17 protein-coding genes and 4 tRNA genes are annotated in these 19178 nt (G+C 56.2%); 6 read left to right on the forward strand and 15 right to left on the reverse strand.

What is annotated here, in order from left to right; genetic code table 11:
- Positions 1 to 32 precede the first annotated feature (32 nt).
- A complete protein-coding gene (gene rarD / locus ROR01S_RS23045) occupies positions 33 to 926 on the forward strand; it encodes an EamA family transporter RarD (protein WP_004869614.1) in 894 nt (297 codons plus the stop codon).
- Between the two features lie 57 nt (positions 927 to 983).
- On the opposite strand, the gene ROR01S_RS23050 is transcribed toward rarD, so the two are convergent.
- From ROR01S_RS23050 to lptM, 9 genes are all read right to left on the reverse strand, one after another.
- Entirely contained in the window at positions 984 to 1886 is a 903-nt protein-coding gene (locus tag ROR01S_RS23050) for an endonuclease/exonuclease/phosphatase family protein (RefSeq protein ID WP_004869612.1), read from the reverse strand.
- A 214-nt stretch (positions 1887 to 2100) separates the two neighbouring features.
- Positions 2101 to 3051 (reverse strand): magnesium/cobalt transporter CorA, encoded by a 951-nt coding sequence (gene corA / locus ROR01S_RS23055; protein WP_004869610.1) that lies wholly within the window; start codon positions 3049 to 3051, stop codon positions 2101 to 2103.
- A gap of 148 nt (positions 3052 to 3199) precedes the next feature.
- Positions 3200 to 3256: a YsgD/CorL family protein gene (gene ysgD, locus ROR01S_RS27720; RefSeq protein ID WP_350028775.1), complete on the reverse strand. Its 57-nt coding sequence runs from the start codon at positions 3254 to 3256 to the stop codon at positions 3200 to 3202.
- A gap of 148 nt (positions 3257 to 3404) precedes the next feature.
- Entirely contained in the window at positions 3405 to 5567 is a 2163-nt protein-coding gene (gene uvrD, locus ROR01S_RS23060; RefSeq protein ID WP_004869607.1) for a DNA helicase II, read from the reverse strand.
- A 78-nt stretch (positions 5568 to 5645) separates the two neighbouring features.
- Positions 5646 to 6362 carry a 5-amino-6-(5-phospho-D-ribitylamino)uracil phosphatase YigB gene (gene yigB / locus ROR01S_RS23065; protein ID WP_004869603.1) on the reverse strand — a complete coding sequence of 239 codons (717 nt, stop codon included), beginning with the start codon at positions 6360 to 6362 and terminating at the stop codon, positions 5646 to 5648.
- Positions 6362 to 7264 carry a tyrosine recombinase XerC gene (xerC, locus tag ROR01S_RS23070; RefSeq protein WP_004869598.1) on the reverse strand — a complete coding sequence of 301 codons (903 nt, stop codon included), beginning with the start codon at positions 7262 to 7264 and terminating at the stop codon, positions 6362 to 6364. Before xerC ends, yigB begins: the two co-directional genes overlap by 1 nt.
- Entirely contained in the window at positions 7261 to 7968 is a 708-nt protein-coding gene (locus tag ROR01S_RS23075) for a DUF484 domain-containing protein (protein WP_004869595.1), read from the reverse strand. Before ROR01S_RS23075 ends, xerC begins: the two co-directional genes overlap by 4 nt.
- Positions 7965 to 8789: a diaminopimelate epimerase gene (gene dapF, locus ROR01S_RS23080; RefSeq protein ID WP_004869591.1), complete on the reverse strand. Its 825-nt coding sequence runs from the start codon at positions 8787 to 8789 to the stop codon at positions 7965 to 7967. Before dapF ends, ROR01S_RS23075 begins: the two co-directional genes overlap by 4 nt.
- Positions 8790 to 8824: 35 nt before the next feature.
- Entirely contained in the window at positions 8825 to 9028 is a 204-nt protein-coding gene (gene lptM, locus ROR01S_RS23085) for an LPS translocon maturation chaperone LptM (RefSeq protein WP_015585402.1), read from the reverse strand.
- A 138-nt stretch (positions 9029 to 9166) separates the two neighbouring features.
- On the opposite strand from lptM, the gene cyaY reads away from it, so the two are divergent.
- Positions 9167 to 9487 (forward strand): iron donor protein CyaY, encoded by a 321-nt coding sequence (cyaY, locus tag ROR01S_RS23090; RefSeq protein ID WP_004869588.1) that lies wholly within the window; start codon positions 9167 to 9169, stop codon positions 9485 to 9487.
- Positions 9488 to 9571: 84 nt separating this feature from the next.
- Here the strand turns inward: cyaY and cyaA are convergent, their stop codons facing one another.
- Positions 9572 to 12124, reverse strand: a complete 2553-nt coding sequence (cyaA, locus tag ROR01S_RS23095) for a class I adenylate cyclase (RefSeq protein WP_015585404.1) — start codon at positions 12122 to 12124, stop codon at positions 9572 to 9574.
- 356 nt (positions 12125 to 12480) lie between these two features.
- Between cyaA and hemC the strand changes: the two genes are divergently transcribed.
- Genes hemC through hemY form a run of 4 tightly spaced genes read left to right on the forward strand, consistent with a single transcriptional unit; the run spans position 12481 to position 16568 of the window.
- On the forward strand, positions 12481 to 13422 hold the full coding sequence (gene hemC, locus ROR01S_RS23100; RefSeq protein ID WP_032724311.1) for a hydroxymethylbilane synthase: 942 nt from the start codon (positions 12481 to 12483) through the stop codon (positions 13420 to 13422).
- A complete protein-coding gene (hemD, locus tag ROR01S_RS23105; RefSeq protein WP_015585406.1) occupies positions 13419 to 14159 on the forward strand; it encodes a uroporphyrinogen-III synthase in 741 nt (246 codons plus the stop codon). The genes hemC and hemD overlap by 4 nt, the downstream gene beginning before the upstream one ends.
- Positions 14160 to 14180: 21 nt before the next feature.
- The gene (gene hemX / locus ROR01S_RS23110; RefSeq protein ID WP_032718476.1) at positions 14181 to 15368 is read left to right on the forward strand and encodes a uroporphyrinogen-III C-methyltransferase; all 1188 of its coding nucleotides are present in this window, start codon (positions 14181 to 14183) and stop codon (positions 15366 to 15368) included.
- A 3-nt stretch (positions 15369 to 15371) separates the two neighbouring features.
- Positions 15372 to 16568: a protoheme IX biogenesis protein HemY gene (gene hemY, locus ROR01S_RS23115; RefSeq protein ID WP_004869575.1), complete on the forward strand. Its 1197-nt coding sequence runs from the start codon at positions 15372 to 15374 to the stop codon at positions 16566 to 16568.
- A gap of 529 nt (positions 16569 to 17097) precedes the next feature.
- Here hemY and ROR01S_RS23120 read toward each other — a convergent pair.
- The 5 genes from ROR01S_RS23120 to thrP all read right to left on the reverse strand — a co-directional run bounded on the left by ROR01S_RS23120 (position 17098) and on the right by thrP (position 19033).
- Positions 17098 to 17174, reverse strand: a tRNA-Pro gene (locus ROR01S_RS23120).
- 42 nt (positions 17175 to 17216) lie between these two features.
- Positions 17217 to 17303, reverse strand: a tRNA-Leu gene (locus ROR01S_RS23125).
- 22 nt (positions 17304 to 17325) lie between these two features.
- Positions 17326 to 17401 (reverse strand) — tRNA-His (locus ROR01S_RS23130).
- A gap of 67 nt (positions 17402 to 17468) precedes the next feature.
- Positions 17469 to 17545, reverse strand: a tRNA-Arg gene (locus ROR01S_RS23135).
- Positions 17546 to 17647: 102 nt separating this feature from the next.
- Entirely contained in the window at positions 17648 to 19033 is a 1386-nt protein-coding gene (gene thrP, locus ROR01S_RS23140; protein ID WP_004869573.1) for a bifunctional threonine/serine APC transporter ThrP, read from the reverse strand.
- Positions 19034 to 19178: the final 145 nt, after the last annotated feature.

Raw genomic sequence — 19178 nt, forward strand, 5'->3', positions numbered from 1 at the left:
ACATCGTTGTTTTGGCGTAACGGATTTTACCGATGGATGCAAAACAAACGCGGCTGGGGGTGATGCTGGCTCTTGCCGCCTATTTTATCTGGGGCATCGCACCTGCCTACTTCAAACTTATCTACTATGTTCCCGCCGATGAAATCCTGACGCATCGCGTGATCTGGTCATTCTTTTTTATGCTGGCGTTAATCAGCCTCAGCCACCAGTGGCCGCAGGTGAAAAAACTGCTGCATATGCCGCGCAAGATTTTCCTGCTGGCGCTGTCGGCGGTGCTGATTGGCGGTAACTGGCTGCTCTTCATCTGGGCGGTGAATAACCACCACATGCTGGAGGCCAGTCTCGGCTACTTCATTAACCCGCTGGTGAATATTGTGCTGGGGATGATTTTCCTCGGCGAGCGTTTTCGCCGCATGCAGTGGCTGGCGGTGCTGCTGGCCGTGTGCGGTGTGCTGGTACAGCTGTGGACCTTTGGTTCGCTGCCGGTTATCGGCCTTGGGCTGGCCTTCAGCTTTGCCTTTTACGGGCTGCTGCGTAAAAAGATCGCCGTGGATGCGCAAACCGGAATGTTAGTTGAAACCCTGTGGCTCCTGCCGGTCGCCGCCGTATACCTGTTTGCCATCGCCGACAGCCCAACCAGCCATATGGGAGAGAACCCGTGGTCGCTGAACCTGCTGCTGATGGCGGCGGGCGTTGTCACCACGATTCCTCTGCTGTGCTTTACCGGGGCCGCCACCCGCCTGCGTCTCTCCACGCTGGGATTCTTCCAGTATATTGGTCCGACGCTGATGTTCCTGCTGGCGGTCGTATTTTACGGGGAAGTGCCGGGGGCAGATAAGATGGTGACCTTCGCCTTTATCTGGGTAGCGCTGGCGGTGTTTATCGTCGATGCGCTGTATACCCAGCGCCGGCTGCGTCGGGCATAACGCCACTACCTCCACATCACGCACCTGCCTCTCGTGCGTAGAGGCAGGTGCGTTATTTTACTGCTCGGTGAGCTCCAGTTCGGCAATCAGGGGTAAATGATCGCTGGCGGATGACCAGTTAAAGGCCGGTGAGTTGTGCGGCACCTCGATGTTTTTCACATTCCATTTTTGCCCTTTGAAGGTGAAAATATGGTCAATATCTATTGCCGGGTTAACCGCAGGCCAGGTGCGGTAATCCGTCCCCTGCTTCGCCACGGGGTTAAAGAAATAACCGACCTCTTTTAGCGGCTGCTCATCGTGCGTGGAGTTAAAATCACCCGCGAGAATTTTGATTGATGAGGCGATATCTTTGAAGTCCGATGGGGCATCGCCGATGCTCACGTCCAGAAGATGGCGGACCTGCTCAATGCGCATCGTCGGATCTTTTTGCCAGTCGAGATGGGTCACCATCACCAGCACCGGGCTATCAAAGCCGGGAACGGCGATTTGCGCCAATAGCGCTATTCGCTGCTCGGCATCCCCTGACGGCAGTTTAATAACCTGAGTGTGCTCAATTTTATATTTAGACAGAATACCGACACCGTACTCTCCGCCGTCGAACTCCAGCGCTTTGCCGAAGGCATAGTGGTAGCCGTTAGCGTCCGCGATGGTTTTGAGCTGATCGATTTTTTGGCTTCTGGCGGTTTTATTATCGACTTCCGGAACCGCAATAATATCGGCGCCAATGTTCTTAATCGCTAAATTGAGTGAAGTAAAATCCGCAACGTTATCGGAAGCTTCATTCTTGCCGATGTTATAGGTCGCAATCTTCAGCTGAGGATAATTCTCGGCATAGACTTTATCCGCAACGCCGCCTTTTTGAACCGCGAGAATTTCATTACCTGCAAGTTTTTCAACAGCTTGTGCATTGACAGAGAGGCAGGCAAGAGCCAGAAATGTTAATGTAAAGATACTTTTCATTGTAAAATTTCGCCTTTTTTTACCGGGAATATTGCGATGGTAACAATTATCCCACCCCCTTTTTGTGATACACGGCCCACACTTCTGGTGCGCAGAAAATTAAGCGGCGGCGATAATAAAAGCATATTTCCGGTGGCCACCGCGATGGCAGCCATAAAGGCAAAAAAAAGCCGGCCCCCCCAGAAGGGAGCCGGCTTTGATATAATTTATTGTTTTAAAGCCAGTTTTTACGCTTGAAGTAGAGATACGGCGCCAGACCGGCAAGCATCATAAAAACAATCGCGCCGGGATAGCCAAAGCTCCAGTGCAGCTCCGGCATAAACTCGAAGTTCATCCCGTAGCTGGAAGCCACCAGCGTAGGCGGCAGGAAGACCACGGAAACCACCGAGAAGATCTTGATGATGCGGTTCTGCTCGATGTTGATAAAGCCCATCGCCGCTTGCATCAGGAAGTTGACCTTCTGGAACAGCGATTCGTTGTGCGGCAGCAGGGATTCGATATCTCGCAGGATTTCGCGCGCCTGCTCCAGCTGCCCCGCAGGTAAACGCGCCTTGCGCACCAGGAAGTTCAGAGCGCGCTGGGTATCCATCAGACACAGACGGACCTTCCAGCCGATATCTTCCTGCTCGGCAAGCGTTGAGAGCGCGTCATCGTACTCATCGCCCTGACGACCTTCCATGATCACGCGGCTGAGTTTTTCCAGGTCGCTATAGATATTTTCGATTTCATCCGCCAGCTGTTCGATTTTGGTTTCGAACAGATCCAGCAGCAGTTCATAGGCGTTGCCATCAACCATTAGCTGGTTGCGAACGCGCATGCGATAGAGGCGAAATGCCGGTAATTCACGTTCGCGCAGGGTAAACAGGCGCCCTTCACGAATCGTAAATGCCACGGTGGAGTTACCGGCGTGATCCTCTGCATCTTCAAAAAAGAAAAAAGAGTGAATGTGTAAACCGTCTTCATCTTCGAAGAAACGCGCCGATGCTTCGATATCTTCCAGTTCCGGGCGCGTTGCCAGGTTCTGACCCAATTCCGTCTGCACGCGGCTTCGTTCTTCGTCGTCGGGCTCGACCAGATCGACCCACACCGAACTGGCGAGATGCTTGATCTCATCAGCTTCCAGGCGTGTTAAACGATTATTTTCCAGTTGAAATGCGCTCAGCATGACCGGGACTCCCAATGCAAAAAAATTATCGGACAGTTCGGTGGGCACACAGAAACAATTTGGGTTTCAGACCATTAAGCCTGACTCAGAGCGACGGGTATGACGGGTCGCTGACAACCGCTAAGGCTATCAGCATAAGAGGATAGCCTTAGGAGTTGTTCCTGACGGACAGGAAGTTGAGCCAGCATCTACTGGGTGTGTCCAAGGCGAATGTCCTCTTAGCGTAATCGTGCGCGCATGTTACGCCAGCACAAAAACGGCGTCAACACGCAACGGAACGCTAAAGAGCAAATCCTGCCCTTTAGCATATAAGGCTAGCAGATTATTACAAAAAAACGATATTTTTCTTACTGTTACACTGTTTCCAGCCGGGCATAGGCCGCCACTAACCATTTAATACCTTGCCCCTGGAAGGCGACCTGCAAACGGCTATGCTCGCCGCTGCCTTCCAGATTCACGATGGTGCCTTCGCCAAACTTCGGATGGCGTACGCGCTGTCCCAGTTTGTAGCCAGTATCGTTTTCCGCCATCGGCGTCCCCATCCGCTGATGGCTGACCGGACGGCTCACCGTCGCGCGCAGGCGTACCTCTTCCACACAGGCCTCCGGCAGCTCGCCGATAAAGCGCGACGGGCGATGGTAAACCTCTTTGCCGTACAGACGGCGGGTTTCCGCATAGGTGAGAGTCAGTTTCTGCATCGCGCGCGTCACGCCGACGTAAGCCAGACGACGCTCCTCTTCCAGTCGGCCACCTTCATCCAGCGCCATCTGGCTCGGGAACATCCCCTCTTCCACGCCGACGATAAACACCTGCGGGAACTCCAGACCTTTCGCCGAGTGCAGCGTCATCAGCTGCACCGCATCCTGCCAGGTATCCGCCTGCCCTTCACCCGCTTCCAGCGCGGCGTGAGAAAGGAAGGCCTGCAGCGGCATTAAATCCTCATCTTCATCGTTGTAGCTGAACTGGCGCGTTGCCGTCACCAGCTCTTCTAAGTTTTCTATCCGCGTCTGGCCTTTTTCGCCCTTTTCCTGCTCGTACATCGTCCGCAGGCCGGAGTCGTTAATCACCCGGTCGGTCTGCACATGCAGCGGCATATCCGCCGTCTCCTGCGCCAGGGCGTCAATCAGCTCCATAAAGCGTTGCAGCGCGCTGGCGGCGCGCCCGGCGAGGACTTTATCTTTTAACAGCTCGCGGCAAGCCTGCCACAGCGTGAGCTGACGGTCGCGCGAGGTCTGGCGCACCACGTCCAGCGTGCGGTCGCCGATACCGCGAGTGGGCGTATTCACCACCCGCTCAAACGCCGCATCGTCGTTACGGTTGGCGATCAGACGCAGATAGGAGAGCGCATCTTTGATCTCCTGGCGTTCGAAGAAGCGCATGCCGCCATAGATACGGTACGGCATGCTGGCCTGCAGCAGCGCCTCTTCCAGCACGCGCGACTGGGCGTTACTGCGGTAGAGAATGGCGCACTGCTCAAGCGCCCCGCCGTTCTCCTGCCAGGTTTTGATGCGGTTGACGACAAAGCGCGCTTCATCAAGATCGTTAAACGCGCAATAGAGGGAGATAGGCTCACCGTCGGCCCCGTCGGTCCACAGCTTTTTGCCCAGACGCCCGCTGTTGTTTTCAATCAGGGCGTTAGCGGCGCTCAGGATATTGCTGGTCGAGCGGTAGTTCTGCTCCAGGCGGATGGTCTGCGCGCCGGGGAAATCGGTGAGAAAGCGCTGAATATTCTCCACCTGGGCGCCGCGCCAGCCGTAGATCGACTGGTCATCATCCCCCACAATCATCACCTTGCCGCTATCGCCCGCCAGCAGGCGAATCCAGGCATACTGGATGTTGTTGGTATCCTGAAACTCATCCACGAGGATGTTGGTGAAGCGTTCGCGATAGTGCTGGAGAATATGCGGTTTATTGAGCCACAGCTCGTGCGCGCGCAGCAGCAGTTCAGCAAAGTCCACCAGACCGGCGCGATCGCAGGCTTCCTGATAGGCCTGATAAACTTTCTGCCAGGTCTGTTCCACCGGGTTGCCGTAGCTCTGAATATGATGCGGGCGCAGCCCTTCATCTTTCTGGCTATTGATGTACCACATCGCCTGACGCGGCGGCCACTGCTTCTCGTCGAGGTTCATCGCCTTAATCAGACGCTTCAGCAGACGCAGCTGGTCTTCGCTATCGAGGATCTGAAAATCTTGCGGCAGGTTAGCGTCCAGATGGTGGGCCCGCAGCAGGCGATGCGCCAGCCCGTGGAATGTCCCGACCCACATGCCGCCCTGGGTTGTCCCCATCAGCTGGCCAATACGATGGCGCATCTCCGCTGCCGCTTTGTTGGTAAAGGTCACCGCCATAATCGAATACGGTGAGCAGTTTTCCACGCTCAGCAGCCAGGCAATACGGTGTACCAGAACCCGCGTCTTACCGCTGCCCGCTCCCGCCAGAACCAGCATATTGGTGCGTGAAGCGGCTACGGCTTCACGCTGTTTATCATTGAGGCTGTCGAGCAGGTAAGAAACGTCCATTGGCACCGCCGGAAATGAGCTGCCCGGCCACGCATCGTCTACCGGGCATACTGTTAATATATACAGAACTAGTGGTGATTATATCAGCGAGGTCAGAGATGCCAACCGTGAAATTTCAATGTGCGGCAGCAGGCGGCTGTCGGTCGCACGCATCAGATCGGCCCCCTGCGGTTTGATCCAGCAGGCCTGCATGCCGCAGCGAATAGCGCCCGCCACATCGGTGGTCAGATCATCCCCCACGTGAAGTATCCGATCCAGCGGCAAATCAAGACGCTCCGCCGCCAGATGATACATATCGGCAAAGGGTTTCGATCGCCCGTCCGGACCAGCACGCAGAACAAAACGGAAATAGTCGCTCAAACCAAAGAGTTCAGGTTGCGCGTTGCCGTTGGTCACCGCCACCAGCGGCCATTTCTCCGCCAGCGCAGCCAGCGTATCGTGAGTTTCCTGCGGCACATCGATCAGACTCCGCCAGTGGGCAAAATTCGCCATTGCCGCATCCGCGCCCGCGGCAGCCTGCCCGGGAGAGAGCCCGGCATTGGTCATCCCCAGCACCAGCGCGCGTCGCCGCCACTCGGTCACGTCGTGGTAAATCTCCGGTTCTGTCTCGAGCAGCGTCTGACGCAGCTGTTGCAGCTCGTTCGCATCAAACCGGCTCAGTGACGGATGGTAGCTGCGCACAAAGGCCAGCGACTCGTGCAGCGTCCGGTCGATGACCGGGCGGTTGTCGTAAAGGGTGTCGTCCAGGTCAAACGTCAGTGCAGAAATTTGGCCCAGCGGTCGGTAAAAACGCATTATTTCCCCCGTTTGGCGCGCGGATGCGCCGCATCATACACCGAGGCAAGGTGTTGAAAATCAAGATGGGTATAGATTTGAGTCGTCGAGAGATTGGCATGACCCAGCAGCTCCTGTACGCCGCGCAGATCGCCGCTCGACTCCAGCATATGGGTGGCAAAGGAGTGGCGCAGTTTATGCGGATGCACGTGGCTATTCAGCCCCTGCTTAATGCCCCACTCGGCAAAGCGCTTCTGCACATTACGCGCGGAAATACGTTTCCCGAGTTTAGATAAAAACAGCGCATCGTCATCCGTGCCAAACAGACCGCGTAAATCGAGCCAGTGTTCGATCCACGCCACCGCGCTGCGCCCAATCGGCAGACGGCGTTCTTTGCTTCCTTTGCCCATCACCCACACCTCCCCGGATTCCAGATCGAGGTGTTTAATATCAAGATTGACCAGCTCGGAGAGACGCAGACCCGCGCCGTACATGACCTCCAGCATCGCCCGATCGCGTACCGCCAGCGGATCGTTAAGATCGATATCCAGCAGCCGGTTGACGTCATCGACATCAATATTTTTAGGTAAGTGACGGGGAATTTTCGGGGCGGAGATACCTTTCGCCGGGTTCGCCGCCAGCTCGCCCTGCGCCACCAGCCAGTCAAAGAAACTGCGCAACGCGGAAAGCCGCAGCGCAAGACTTGCCGGCCCCAGGCCCTGTTTACGGCTACGGACCGCCAGGCCACGAACCTGAGCGGCATCGCACTGCTGCCAGCTTTTGAGCCCCGCCTGTTCAGCGAGCGCCATCAGCGCATCAAGCTGACGCCGGTAGTTCAGTAGCGTGATCGGGCTCAGCTGACGCTCCACGCCCAGGTAGCGTAGAAAGCGGTCAACGGCGGTGAATAAGGGAGAGTCGGTCATGCGCGTTCAACCCAGCGCTCCAACAGACCCGGCAGCATTAACGCAATTTCCTGCAGCAGCTGCGTTCCCTGGCCTTGTTGATAATGCTGGGCATCGCGACTGCTGAAAAGCATCACGCCAGGGGCGTCATCGCCGCCCAGCAGCGACATCGCCACCGAGCCGATAGCTTTCGCTTCCGGCAGCACCACCAGCAGTTCAGGTCCGTGCAGCGGCCCGAGATAATGACGAGCCTGCCCAAGACGCTGAATGCGGATCGGCTCAAATGCCTGCCGGCTTAGCGCCAGATGGGTGAATTTTGACGGTGCGCCCAGCCGCCAGCTATCGGGAAACAAACGCACCGTCGCGCCCGCCAGCCCTATCTCGCGCGCCCAGCGATGAAAACGGTTCAGCATCTCATCAAGGCTTTCCGCCGCCGCCAGCCGCGTCTGCAGATGCAGCAGACGCTGGAACAGGCTCTCATTCGCCGTTGCCTGCTCCATCAGCAGCATCATGTTCTCTTCCAGCACGTTGATATGGTTACGTGCCCGCACCATGTGCCATTCCACCAGCGAGATCGAGCCGCGTACCGGATGCGGAACGCGCATGTGCTCGACCAGCGCAGCATTACGAATAAAAAATTCAGGATGTTGCAACAGATAGTCCACCACCGCGCGGTCATTCAGCGCGCCGGTGATTTCCTGCTGTTCTTCCCCGACTTGTTTCATAAGTGAATAAATCCGTCGTAGACATGTGCCGCCGGGCCAGTCATAAACAACGGTTGGCCCGGGCCTTTCCAGGCGATATCAAGACGCCCGCCTGGCAATTCCACGCGTACTTCTTCGGCCAGCAGTCCCTGTTGGATACCAACCGCTACCGCCGCACAGGCCCCGCTGCCGCAGGCCTGAGTTTCGCCTGCGCCGCGCTCATAAACACGCAGACGAATGCGATCGCGCTCGACCACCTGCATAAAACCGATGTTGGCGCGCTCCGGGAAGCGTTCGTGGCTTTCCATCACCGGACCGAGAGTTTCCACCGCGGCGGTTTCCACATTATCGACCTGAATGACGCAGTGCGGGTTCCCCATCGAGACCACGCCGCACAATACTGTCTGCTCGGCGGCGCGCATAATATAGGTCTTTTCCGCTTTGTTGGCGCGGAAGGGTACCTGAGAGGGCTCGAAGTTCGGCTCCCCCATGTTGACGCGCACCAGATCGTCTTCCGTTACGCTTAATACCATACGACCGTTCGCCGTGCTCACGCGGATGTCACGTTTATTGGTCAGGCCTTTCAGACGGACAAATCGGGCAAAGCAGCGCGCGCCGTTACCGCACTGCGACACTTCGCTGCCGTCGGCGTTGAAGATACGATAATGGAAATCCAGATCCGGATCGTAAGGCGGCTCAACAACCAGCAGCTGATCGAAACCGACGCCCAGATGCCGATCCGCCAGGCGGCGAATCAGCTCCGGTGAGAAAAAAACATTCTGCGTTACCGCGTCAACGACCATAAAGTCGTTGCCAAGGCCATGCATTTTAGAGAACTGCATCATCTACTCCAGTCGCGCGGAACAGAACGTTATCGTTAATAGTTTACCTGGGTCGGGCCGCCGCTATCGCCGCGATCGTTACGATCTGGCGCCGAGCTCTGGATACCGCTATTGACCGGTTTGGTTGGCGGAGCCGCCGTCTTTTCTGCCGGAGGGAAATAAAGCGGTCCCTTCAGACCACAGCCGGTCAGGCTGAAGATCGCCAATAAAACGGCAAGCGTTGGAAAAACGTTTTTCATTGATAGTTGCCCGTGATTCACTCTTTCTGCTTTCTATCATCGCAGGAGAAGACGTAAAAGCAAGCGTTTAGCATCCGACTGCGCGCGCTTTTGTTTCGCGCTATACTGCCGCCATCTTCAAAAAAGCAGGGTAGAACCATGAACGACAGTGAATTCCATCGCCTGGCTGATAGCCTGTGGATGACCATCGAAGAGCGTCTGGACGAGCGGGACGGCGATAGCGATATCGACTGTGAGATCAACGGCGGCGTGCTGACTCTCAGTTTTGAGAACGGCAGCAAAATTATTATCAACCGTCAGGAGCCGCTGCATCAGGTGTGGCTGGCGACCAAGCAAGGCGGCTACCATTTTGATCTTAAAGGTGATGAGTGGGTGTGCGACCGCAGCGGTGAAACCTTCTGGGATCTGCTGGAGCAGGCGGCGACCCGGCAGGCTGGCGAAGCCGTGAGTTTTCGCTAAGCCCGCGCTTTCATCGTAACCGGAAAAGCAAAACCCCGGCGAAAACACAACGTCGCCGGGGAAATAGTGACTCAGGAATGTCGATCAGGAATAGTGCTGCTGCAGCATGGGCGACGCCACGGCATCCGGGCTCACCGGCGCGGCAGCCGCCCCGATCGCCTGGCTGCGGAACGGAATCACCTGAGGTCGACCGTCAACGTCGACAATCTGATAGAACTGCGGCAGGTTGAAGTTGATAAAACTGGAGCCGTAGGTGAAACGATCGTGGGATGAAGAGTAGAAGCGGCTCACGTCACGCACCAGCTCCTCTTTACTGCCTTCACAGTGATGATAAACCTCGGCGCGGTTGCTCTCGTCGAGAATATAGATATTAAATCCGCTCTCGTTATCCGCCTCTTCAAAGAAGAACTGAATAATCCCTTCGCTGGCAAAGCCATCCACTACCGCCGGCAGCTTAACATGGTTGGTTTCCACCTGAACCGACAGACCATGCAGCTTGTTATGCGAGATGGCGCCGTAGAATTCAATGGCGTTCTCCAGCTTCTGCACCGACACGTTAAGACGTTCGAAGAACAGTCCCCAGGTCTGCCCGGAAACGCGCAGCGCCTTAAAGCGCCCGGTATCCTGACGGGTACTGGAAAGGCGCAGTTCAATGCACTCGGAGACCATCTGCTGCACGCGGGTGCGGATTAGACCGCGCAGATGCTGACTGTAGCAGAACACTTCAACACTATCCGGCGGCGCAGCATCCTGATGCATTTTACCCAGAATGGTCTTCAGCGCTTCGATCATCGCCTGCTCGCCGTTAAAGTGCAGGGTTCGCACTTCGTTCCACGAGTTGCGGTACAGCAGATCGACGCTGCCGATTAAACACTTCTGCTCTTCGCCAAAGCTAAAGACATCCAGTTTACGGAAGTCAAAATGCACGACCTGATTACGGAACGCCGCCGTCGGGTCATATTCGAGGTTGACGATAATCGCCAGGTGGCGGATTTCACAGGGACTATACAGCGCTTTAGGCGTTGGTGACGGCAGACGCAGCGGGAAATGGTGCGCAACGTCGGCGACCATCTCCTGAAGCTTCGCCAGATCGACGATGCCGTTGCCCTTAATAAACAGGCGAGTGCGTGACGTCAGCAGGCCGTTAAACCAGGCCCATGCCACCAGCTTATTAAGATAACGGTTATATTCCAGCGGCTGATGGCTGATGATCGATTCCATATCCGGCGCACGGTTATACACATACCAACCGGTACGGTTGGCGCGGCCAGGAGGCACGTGGATAAAGGTCAGATTCGGCTCGGAGAGATCCGGAGAGATTTGCGGGTTCACCAGCGTCACTTTGCCCGGCAGCGCTTCAAACGCCGCATACAGCTTACGGGTCAGTACGCCGATATCCTGCGGACTGGCGGACACGCTGAGGTTGTTACGCCGCGCAAAGCGGATCAGGTTGCGATAGCTTTGCATCATCGCATCCAGCAGTTCGTTGTGCGCTTTGCGTACTTCGTCGATCTTCCAGTTAGCCCGGTTGTCCAGCATCATCAGACGCTTTTCATCCCAGCCCCACTCTTTCACCAGGTGGCTCACGACTTCACGACGCCAGCCCACGCAGGCGCGCTCGCGGCTGAGTTTTTCGCACACCTTCAGATAGAAACAGCGGCGCACCAGATCGAGACGCGTGTCGTCTTCAATGGCCTGCAGATAGGCGGTCACGCGCTCCAGCATCATGCAGTAGGGATCGAGCCCAAACGAGACGATTTCTCCGTCATGCAGACGCTGTTTAATGTCTTTCGCCAGCAGGCGGTTGTTCGGGTACTCCCAGGAGTAGGCTTCCAGCAGCAGCGTTTTCAGCACCGCTTTATACGGTGAATCGATACTTTTATAGAGCTGCCACAGGCTGGCGCCGAAATATTCTTCCGCCGACAGCGAGCTCAGGCCGCCCAGATCGAGCCACTCATTGGGCGTCAGTACGCCTTGCGCGTAGAGTCCCATCACGTAATCGTCGTAATGATCCTCTTCGTCGCACGGCACCATATTCCACAGAATACGTTTCCCGGCGAGGCGCACGGCGGTGCGGTAGAACTCATCCAGCAGCAGGATATGCTGCGTCGACCCGCAGTCTTCGCCGCCAAGGCTGCCGCTTTCGTTATGGCGGAAGCGGTTTTCGTCAATCAGGAAGAAGCTGACTTCAACCCCCAGTGATGCCGCCCAGCTTTCCAGCAGGCTACATTTGCGCTGCAGCAGCTGACGCTCTTCGGTATCAAGCCATGCCTGATGACAAACCCAGATATCCAGGTCGGAAGAGCAGCTTTGGCCTACGGAGGAGGTACTGCCCATCGAGTAGACGCCGGTAATCGGCAGTTCGCCTTTCGGCGGCTCCTGCGCCAGCATGCCGCGGTGCAGTTCTAACTCGTCAAGGTAGTGGCGTTGGGTTTCATCAGGCGTGTAGAGGCAAATGCCGCGGGGAACGTTACCGTCAAGGTAACCCGGCATCAACGGGTGATGATAATGTAGTAATGTCGGCAGTAGACTGTAAACCTGCTGGAAAGCGGGTCCCATGGCAGCAAGCGCGCGATCCACGCGCAGTTGGTTGATGGCATCCAGTCTCTGTTTCAGTGTCTCAATATAGAGGTACAAGACATATCGCCTGATGTTCAAAAACCCGTCGTACAATAGTACGGAGGATTTCAGTATTTCAACAAAAACCGTCACCATTTGTCGTCGGTGTGGTTGTGATGAGCTGCTGACGGACAAATGGTTTAAAACGTGATCAATCTAACACCTTGCTCATTGACCGTAAAGAAAGATGCGCTACATACAAGTGTAGCACCGTTTACTGCGTGTAAATTCCTCACTACGGTTGTGGCAACCGCAATGGCACCAAACGCAAATAACGCAAAAAAAGAAAGAGCCGCCCCCCTAATCCCACAAAACTAACATCCATAAGGCAACAATGTTAGGATAGTTTGTGGTCGACAATGACGGTAACAAGCATGTTAGACAAAGTTTTGAGAATTGCCACACGGCAAAGCCCACTTGCGCTATGGCAGGCGCATTATGTGAAAGAGCGCCTTGAGTCCTGCCATCCTGGGCTGGCGGTGGAACTGGTGCCGATGGTCACTCGCGGCGACGTGCTCCTTGATACTCCGCTGGCAAAAGTGGGCGGCAAGGGCTTGTTTGTCAAAGAATTAGAACTGGCCATTATGGAAGGGCGCGCGGATATCGCCGTGCATTCCATGAAAGATGTTCCCGTCGAGTTTCCCGAGGGACTGGGGCTGGTCACGATTTGCGAGCGCGAAGATCCGCGCGACGCCTTCGTCTCTAATCACTATGCGTCAATCGATGCACTGCCGCACGGCAGCATCGTTGGCACTTCAAGTTTACGTCGCCAGTGCCAGCTGGCAGCTCAACGTCCCGATCTGGAGATCCGCTCTCTGCGCGGTAACGTCGGGACCCGCCTCGGCAAGCTCGATAGCGGCGAATATGATGCGATTATCCTTGCGGCGGCCGGGCTGAAACGCCTGGGGCTGGAGTCGCGCATTCGTCAACCGTTAACGCCTGAGCAGTCGCTGCCCGCGGTCGGCCAGGGCGCAGTCGGTATTGAATGTCGTCTTGACGATCAATGGACGCAAACGCTGTTAGCACCGCTGAATCATGCGGAAACCGCCATTCGCGTCCGCGCGGAACGCGCGATGAATACCCGGCTGGAAGGCGGCTGTCAGGTTCCGATCGGCAGCTACGCTGAGCTGATTAACGGTGAGCTGTGGCTGCGCGCCCTGGTCGGTGCGCCGGACGGTTCGCAGGTGGTGCGCGGTGAACGACGCGGCCAGCCGGAAGATGCCGAGCGCCTCGGCGTCTCGCTGGCGGAAGAGCTGCTGGATAGTGGCGCCCGCGACATTCTCGCCGCCGTGTATGCAGGAGAAGCGCCTCGATGAGTATTCTGGTCACCCGTCCGTTGCCCCAAAGTGAAGAGCTGGTCAGCCGCCTGCGCGCGCTGGGACATGTGGCCTGGAGTTTTCCACTCATTGAGTTTACGCCCGGGCGCGAACTGCCTGCGCTAAGCGGCCAGCTGGCCGCCTTATCCACAGGCGATCTTTTGTTTGCGCTCTCGCAGCATGCGGTAGAGTTTGCCCATGCTCGCTTGCATCAACTGGGCCAACGCTGGCCGAAAGCACCCGGCTATTTTGCGATTGGCCGCACTACGGCGCTGGCCCTGCATACGGTCAGTGGGCAGAATATTCGCTACCCATTAGATCGGGAAATTAGCGAAGTCTTGCTACAATTACCTGAATTACAAAACATTGCCGGGAAGAAAGCCCTTCTTCTTCGCGGTAACGGCGGGCGGGAATTATTAGGCGAAACGCTCCGCGAGCGCGGCGCCGACGTCACTTTTTGTGAATGCTATCAACGTAGTGCAAAGCATTACGATGGCGCAGAAGAAGCAATGCGCTGGCAGTCCCGCGGCGTCACTACGCTGGTCGTCACCAGCGGCGAGATGCTGCAACAGCTTTGGGCGCTGATACCCCAATGGTATCGCGAACGGTGGCTCCTTCGCTGTCGCATTTTAGTTGTCAGTGAACGCCTGGCCCGGCAGGCCCGTGAATTGGGCTGGCAGGATATCCAGGTTGCCGATAGCGCCGACAACGATGCGCTGCTACGCGCATTACAATAACTCTCAACATTGGAAGCCATAATGACGGAACAACAAAACCAATCCGCCGTGGTTGAAGAGACCAGGGAGGCCGTGGACAAGGCGCCACAGCCAGAGAATACCGGAAAGAAAAACGGCGGCAATAAAACCAGCCTCGTTCTGAGCGCGGTTGCTATCGCCATTGCCCTCGCCGCTGGCGTCGGCCTGTTTGGTTTAAATAAACAGCAAGTATCACGACAGAACGAGACCAGCACGGCGCTCGCCGATCGGGTGGCGGAACTGCAAAAAGCGCAAGAAAGCCAAAAAAATGAACTCGAAGGGATTATCAAGCAGCAGGCGGACCAGCTAGCCGATGCGAAGCATCAGCAGGAGACGCTGGCGAAGCAGCTGGAAGACGTGCAGCAAAAAGTGGCCGTCATTTCCGGCAGCGATGCCAAAACCTGGCTGCTGGCGCAGGCTGATTTTCTGGTCAAATCGGCCGGGCGTAAGCTGTGGAGCGATCGGGACGTCACCACCGCCGCTGCGCTGTTAAAAAGCGCCGATGCCAGCCTCGCCGATATGAACGATCCCAGTCTGATTAGCGCCCGCCGCGCCATTACCGACGATATCGCGTCGCTGTCGGCCGTCAGCCAGGTTGACTACGACGGTATCATTCTCAAGGTCAACCAGCTTGCTAACCAGATTGATAACCTGCGCCTTGCCGACAATAACGATGACGACTCCCCGATGGACTCCGACAGCGAAGAGCTCTCCAGCTCCATTGGCGAATGGCGCGTGAATCTGCAAAAGAGCTGGCAGAGCTTTATGGACAGCTTTATTACCATTCGACGCCGCGACGAAACGGCAGTCCCGCTGCTGGCGCCAAACCAGGATATCTACCTGCGCGAAAATATTCGCTCCCGTCTGCTGGTTGCGGCACAAGCGGTACCGCGCCATCAGGAAGAGACATACAAACAAGCGCTGGATAATGTTTCCACCTGGGTTCGCGCGTATTACGACACGGAAGATGCCACGACCAGGGCATTCCTGGAAGATGTCGATAAGCTGAGTCAGCAAAGCATCACGATGAATGTGCCGGAAAATCTGCAAAGCCAGGCCATTCTCGAGAAGCTGATGCAAACGCGGGTACGCAACCTGATGGCGCAGCCTGCCGTGACTCAGAGCAGTGCCCCGGCGCCGACGCCCCCTGTACCTGCACCTGCACCTGCACCTGCGCCACAAGGAGAGTAACGCATGCTGAAAATTCTCTTACTCTTCGCACTGCTGATCGCCGGGATCGTTGTCGGCCCGATTATCTCCGGGCACCAGGGCTACGTTCTGATCCAGACCGATAACTACAATATCGAAACCAGCGTAACCGGACTGGCGATCATCATGATCCTCACCATGGTGGTACTGTTTGCGATTGAGTGGCTGTTCCGCCGTATTTTCCGTACCGGCGCCCATACCCGCGGCTGGTTCGTAGGTCGCAAACGCCGTCGCGCACGTAAGCAAACCGAACAGGCATTGCTGAAGCTGGCGGAAGGCGACTATCAGCAGGTTGAGAAGCTGATGGCGAAGAATGCCGATCATGCCGAACAACCGGTGGTGAACTATCTGCTGGCGGCGGAAGCGGCCCAGCAGCGTGGTGATGAAGCCCGGGCGAATCAGCATCTGGAGCGCGCCACGGAGCTGGCCGGAGACGATCTGATTCCAGTCGAGATTGCGCGCGTGCGCCTGCAGCTGGCCCGCAATGAAAACCATGCGGCCCGCCACGGCATTGATAAGCTGCTGGAGATTACCCCACGGCATCCGGAAGTCTTGCGCCTGGCCGAGCAGGCCTATACCCGCACCGGCGCGTGGAATTCACTGCTGGATATCCTGCCGTCAATGGCAAAAGCCAACGTCAGCGATGAAGAGCACCGCGCCGCGCTGGAGCAGCAGGCCTGGATTGGCTTGATGGACCAGACCCTGGCCGATCGCGGAAGCGATGGGTTACGTGAGTGGTGGAAAAACCAGAACCGCAAAACTCGCGGCCAGGTGTCCCTGCAGGTGGCGATGGCCAGTCTGCTCATCGAGAGCGACGATCACGATACCGCGCAGCAGATTATTATCGACGGACTGAAGAAGCAGTATGATGACCGCCTGGTGATGCTTATTCCGCGTCTGAAGACGAATAATCCGGAGCAGCTGGAAAAAGTGCTGCGTCAGCAGATTAAATCGGTCGGCGATCGGCCTTTACTGTGGAGCACGCTGGGGCAATCCCTGATGCGCCACGGCGAGTGGCAGGAAGCCAGCATCGCGTTCCGTGCTGCGCTGAAGCAGCGTCCGGATGCCTTTGATTATGCATGGCTGGCCGATACGCTCGACCGTATGCATCAGCCAGAAGAAGCGGCATTAATGCGCCGTGATGGCCTGCTGTTAACGCTACAGAACAATCCTCAGCCTTAACCTGCCCTTTCGCTATCGTCTCTTCCAGAGGCGATAGCGCGCTTCTCTTCGCTCTCTTCTGCTCATCCCGTCGCGGGCATAAAAAAACGCCTGCACTGAAATCAGGGCAGGCGTTAAAACAGGTCTGTTTGACAACAAATTGGGTGCTTCACTCAACGTTATGTCCATGGTGTTTGATGAGACGATACGCTGTATCTCTCAGGCTGCGTCGAAGCAGCGTGAAGAACGTGCGTATAAACGCGACATCTGTCAGTGGACGATAAGCACCGTAAACGGCTCTGCATCATTCCTGAGTTTATGAGGCCCGAGGGCGAACATAAGAGATGGAATGAGCATCTACCCGTTTATTATCGCACAGGTTCCGTGGAAATTGCATTAGCCACAACGGTAAATTGGGAGGATTCCGGCCAAGAAATTACGCGTTCACATAGCGCACGGATAGCCGTTTTTTATTCGGGAGATCAGGGAGATATAAGATTGTTGCGGTACGACAGAAAACAAAAAACCCCGCCGAAGCGGGGTTCAAAATTGGTCGGCGAGAGAGGATTCGAACCTCCGACCCACTGGTCCCAAACCAGTTGCGCTACCAAGCTGCGCTACTCGCCGATGTACTGCTTTTTGAATTTTTAGTTCAATTCGTTAAAGTCGTGGTGCGAGGGGGGGGACTTGAACCCCCACGTCCGTAAGAACACTAACACCTGAAGCTAGCGCGTCTACCAATTCCGCCACCTTCGCATTTCACAACTCTATCAAATAATGGGGTGGCTAATGGGATTCGAACCCACGACAACTGGAATCACAATCCAGGGCTCTACCAACTGAGCTATAGCCACCACTGCAAATCTTTTCACGCGGCACTGTTAAATTAACAGTCCACCGCAGCTCAAGCACCGGGTTAAATGGTGCGCCCGACAGGATTCGAACCTGAGACCTCTGCCTCCGGAGGGCAGCGCTCTATCCAGCTGAGCTACGGGCGCTTAGCGCCGTTGCGGGGTCGGATAATACGGACTTCCCCCCCCGCTGTCTAGTGCCTTTTTAAATAAAATTTCTGTTTGCTCACGCTTTGTGCACTTTGGCGTTTATTCCGTCGTTTTATCGACATTTCCATGTCGACCGAGACCAAACACCTTATAAATAAGCGTCACGAGGGCCAGGAAAAGTATTCCGACGAACAGCGACATACGGGTGTCGTCATTAAAGCCCATGCCGATCAGCACACAAACCAGAAACGCCATCGTGAAATAGTTCGCCCACGGGAACAGCAGCGAACGGAACGGGTGGCTGGCCATCTCCTTCTGATGCGCACGGCGAAAACGCAGCTGACTAATCAGAATCACAAACCACGGCACCATGCCCGGCAGTACGCTTGCGCTATAGACATAGACGAAGACCCGCTGCGGATTGGGAATAATATAGTTCAGGCAGGAGCCAATCAGCAGAATCAGAATCGACAGCGCGACGCCCACGGCCGGTACGCCATTGCGCGAAACTTTCGCCATCGCCGCAGGCAGCTGCCGGTTGCGCGCCAGCGCGTAGAGCATACGACCGCAGCTATACATCCCGCTATTACAGCCGGAAAGCGCCGCCGTCAGCACCACAAAGTTGATAATACCCGCCGCCGCAGTAATACCGATTTTCGCAAAGGTCAGGACGAACGGACTGCCGCCGGAACCAATTTGATTCCACGGGAAAATCGTGACAATCACGAAAATCGCGCCCACATAAAAAATCAGGATACGCCACAGAACCTTACCCACCGCGCTGCGCAGCGTGACCTGCGGATTCTTCGCCTCACCGGCGGTGATGCCGATAAGTTCAACGCCCTGATAGGAGGCCACCACGATACACAGCGCCGTCAGGAACCCTTTCCAGCCGCCGGCAAAGAAGCCGCCGTGCTCGGTCAGGTTGCCAAAGCCGATAGAGTGCCCACCATTACCAAAGCCAAAGAAAATAACCCCCAGCCCGACGACAATCATCACAATGATGGTGGTGACCTTTATCATCGCGAACCAGAATTCGATCTCACCGTACAGGCGTACTGCGGCCAGGTTTGCCAGCGCCACCAGCCCGACGGCAATAAGCGCCGGTATCCATTGCGCCATATCCGGGAACCAGAACTGTACATACACCCCGATAGCCGTAATCTCCGAGATCCCGACCGCCATCCACATAAACCAGTATGACCAGGCGGTAAGATAGCCGAAAAACGGGCTCATATAGCGGTGTGCGTAAACGGCGAATGAACCGGTCACCGGCTCAAGGAACAGCATTTCGCCCATTGAGCGCATGATAAAGAAGACAAATAAACCGGCGATAATATACGCCAGCAGGACCGAAGGACCGGCCCACTTCAGCGTGCTTGCCGCCCCCATAAACAAACCCACGCCAATCGTCCCGCCAAGGGCGATAAGCTCAATGTGTCTGGCCTCCAGTCCGCGCTGGAGTTCCGCTTTTTTCTCTGTCATATAACCTCTTGTGTTTGCCCTGCTTCCGGTTTTTGTTCCTCGCCCCTCGAACGGCACGCCTGATGGCCAGCCTCACACCTTCCCGTAGCACAGCGATTCATGCCGCCGGGGAGTGACAGGTTTGCCATGGCGCGACCTGCGAATG

Source organism: Klebsiella ornithinolytica NBRC 105727 = ATCC 31898 (assembly GCF_001598295.1).
Taxonomy (GTDB): Bacteria; Pseudomonadota; Gammaproteobacteria; order Enterobacterales; family Enterobacteriaceae; genus Klebsiella; species Klebsiella ornithinolytica.

What these genes read in the sequence shown, in the direction of transcription:
- cyaY (WP_004869588.1), top strand. Translation starts at nt 9,167, where the DNA reads ATGAACGACAGTGAATTCCATCGCCTGGCTGATAGCCTGTGGATGACC.
- xerC (WP_004869598.1), bottom strand. Translation starts at nt 7,264, where the DNA reads ATGACCGACTCTCCCTTATTCACCGCCGTTGACCGCTTTCTACGCTAC.
- rarD (WP_004869614.1), top strand. Translation starts at nt 33, where the DNA reads ATGGATGCAAAACAAACGCGGCTGGGGGTGATGCTGGCTCTTGCCGCC.
- hemD (WP_015585406.1), top strand. Translation starts at nt 13,419, where the DNA reads ATGAGTATTCTGGTCACCCGTCCGTTGCCCCAAAGTGAAGAGCTGGTC.
- dapF (WP_004869591.1), bottom strand. Translation starts at nt 8,789, where the DNA reads ATGCAGTTCTCTAAAATGCATGGCCTTGGCAACGACTTTATGGTCGTT.
- hemC (WP_032724311.1), top strand. Translation starts at nt 12,481, where the DNA reads ATGTTAGACAAAGTTTTGAGAATTGCCACACGGCAAAGCCCACTTGCG.
- hemX (WP_032718476.1), top strand. Translation starts at nt 14,181, where the DNA reads ATGACGGAACAACAAAACCAATCCGCCGTGGTTGAAGAGACCAGGGAG.
- uvrD (WP_004869607.1), bottom strand. Translation starts at nt 5,567, where the DNA reads ATGGACGTTTCTTACCTGCTCGACAGCCTCAATGATAAACAGCGTGAA.
- ROR01S_RS23075 (WP_004869595.1), bottom strand. Translation starts at nt 7,968, where the DNA reads ATGAAACAAGTCGGGGAAGAACAGCAGGAAATCACCGGCGCGCTGAAT.
- hemY (WP_004869575.1), top strand. Translation starts at nt 15,372, where the DNA reads ATGCTGAAAATTCTCTTACTCTTCGCACTGCTGATCGCCGGGATCGTT.
- yigB (WP_004869603.1), bottom strand. Translation starts at nt 6,362, where the DNA reads ATGCGTTTTTACCGACCGCTGGGCCAAATTTCTGCACTGACGTTTGAC.
- corA (WP_004869610.1), bottom strand. Translation starts at nt 3,051, where the DNA reads ATGCTGAGCGCATTTCAACTGGAAAATAATCGTTTAACACGCCTGGAA.
- ROR01S_RS23050 (WP_004869612.1), bottom strand. Translation starts at nt 1,886, where the DNA reads ATGAAAAGTATCTTTACATTAACATTTCTGGCTCTTGCCTGCCTCTCT.
- lptM (WP_015585402.1), bottom strand. Translation starts at nt 9,028, where the DNA reads ATGAAAAACGTTTTTCCAACGCTTGCCGTTTTATTGGCGATCTTCAGC.
- thrP (WP_004869573.1), bottom strand. Translation starts at nt 19,033, where the DNA reads ATGACAGAGAAAAAAGCGGAACTCCAGCGCGGACTGGAGGCCAGACAC.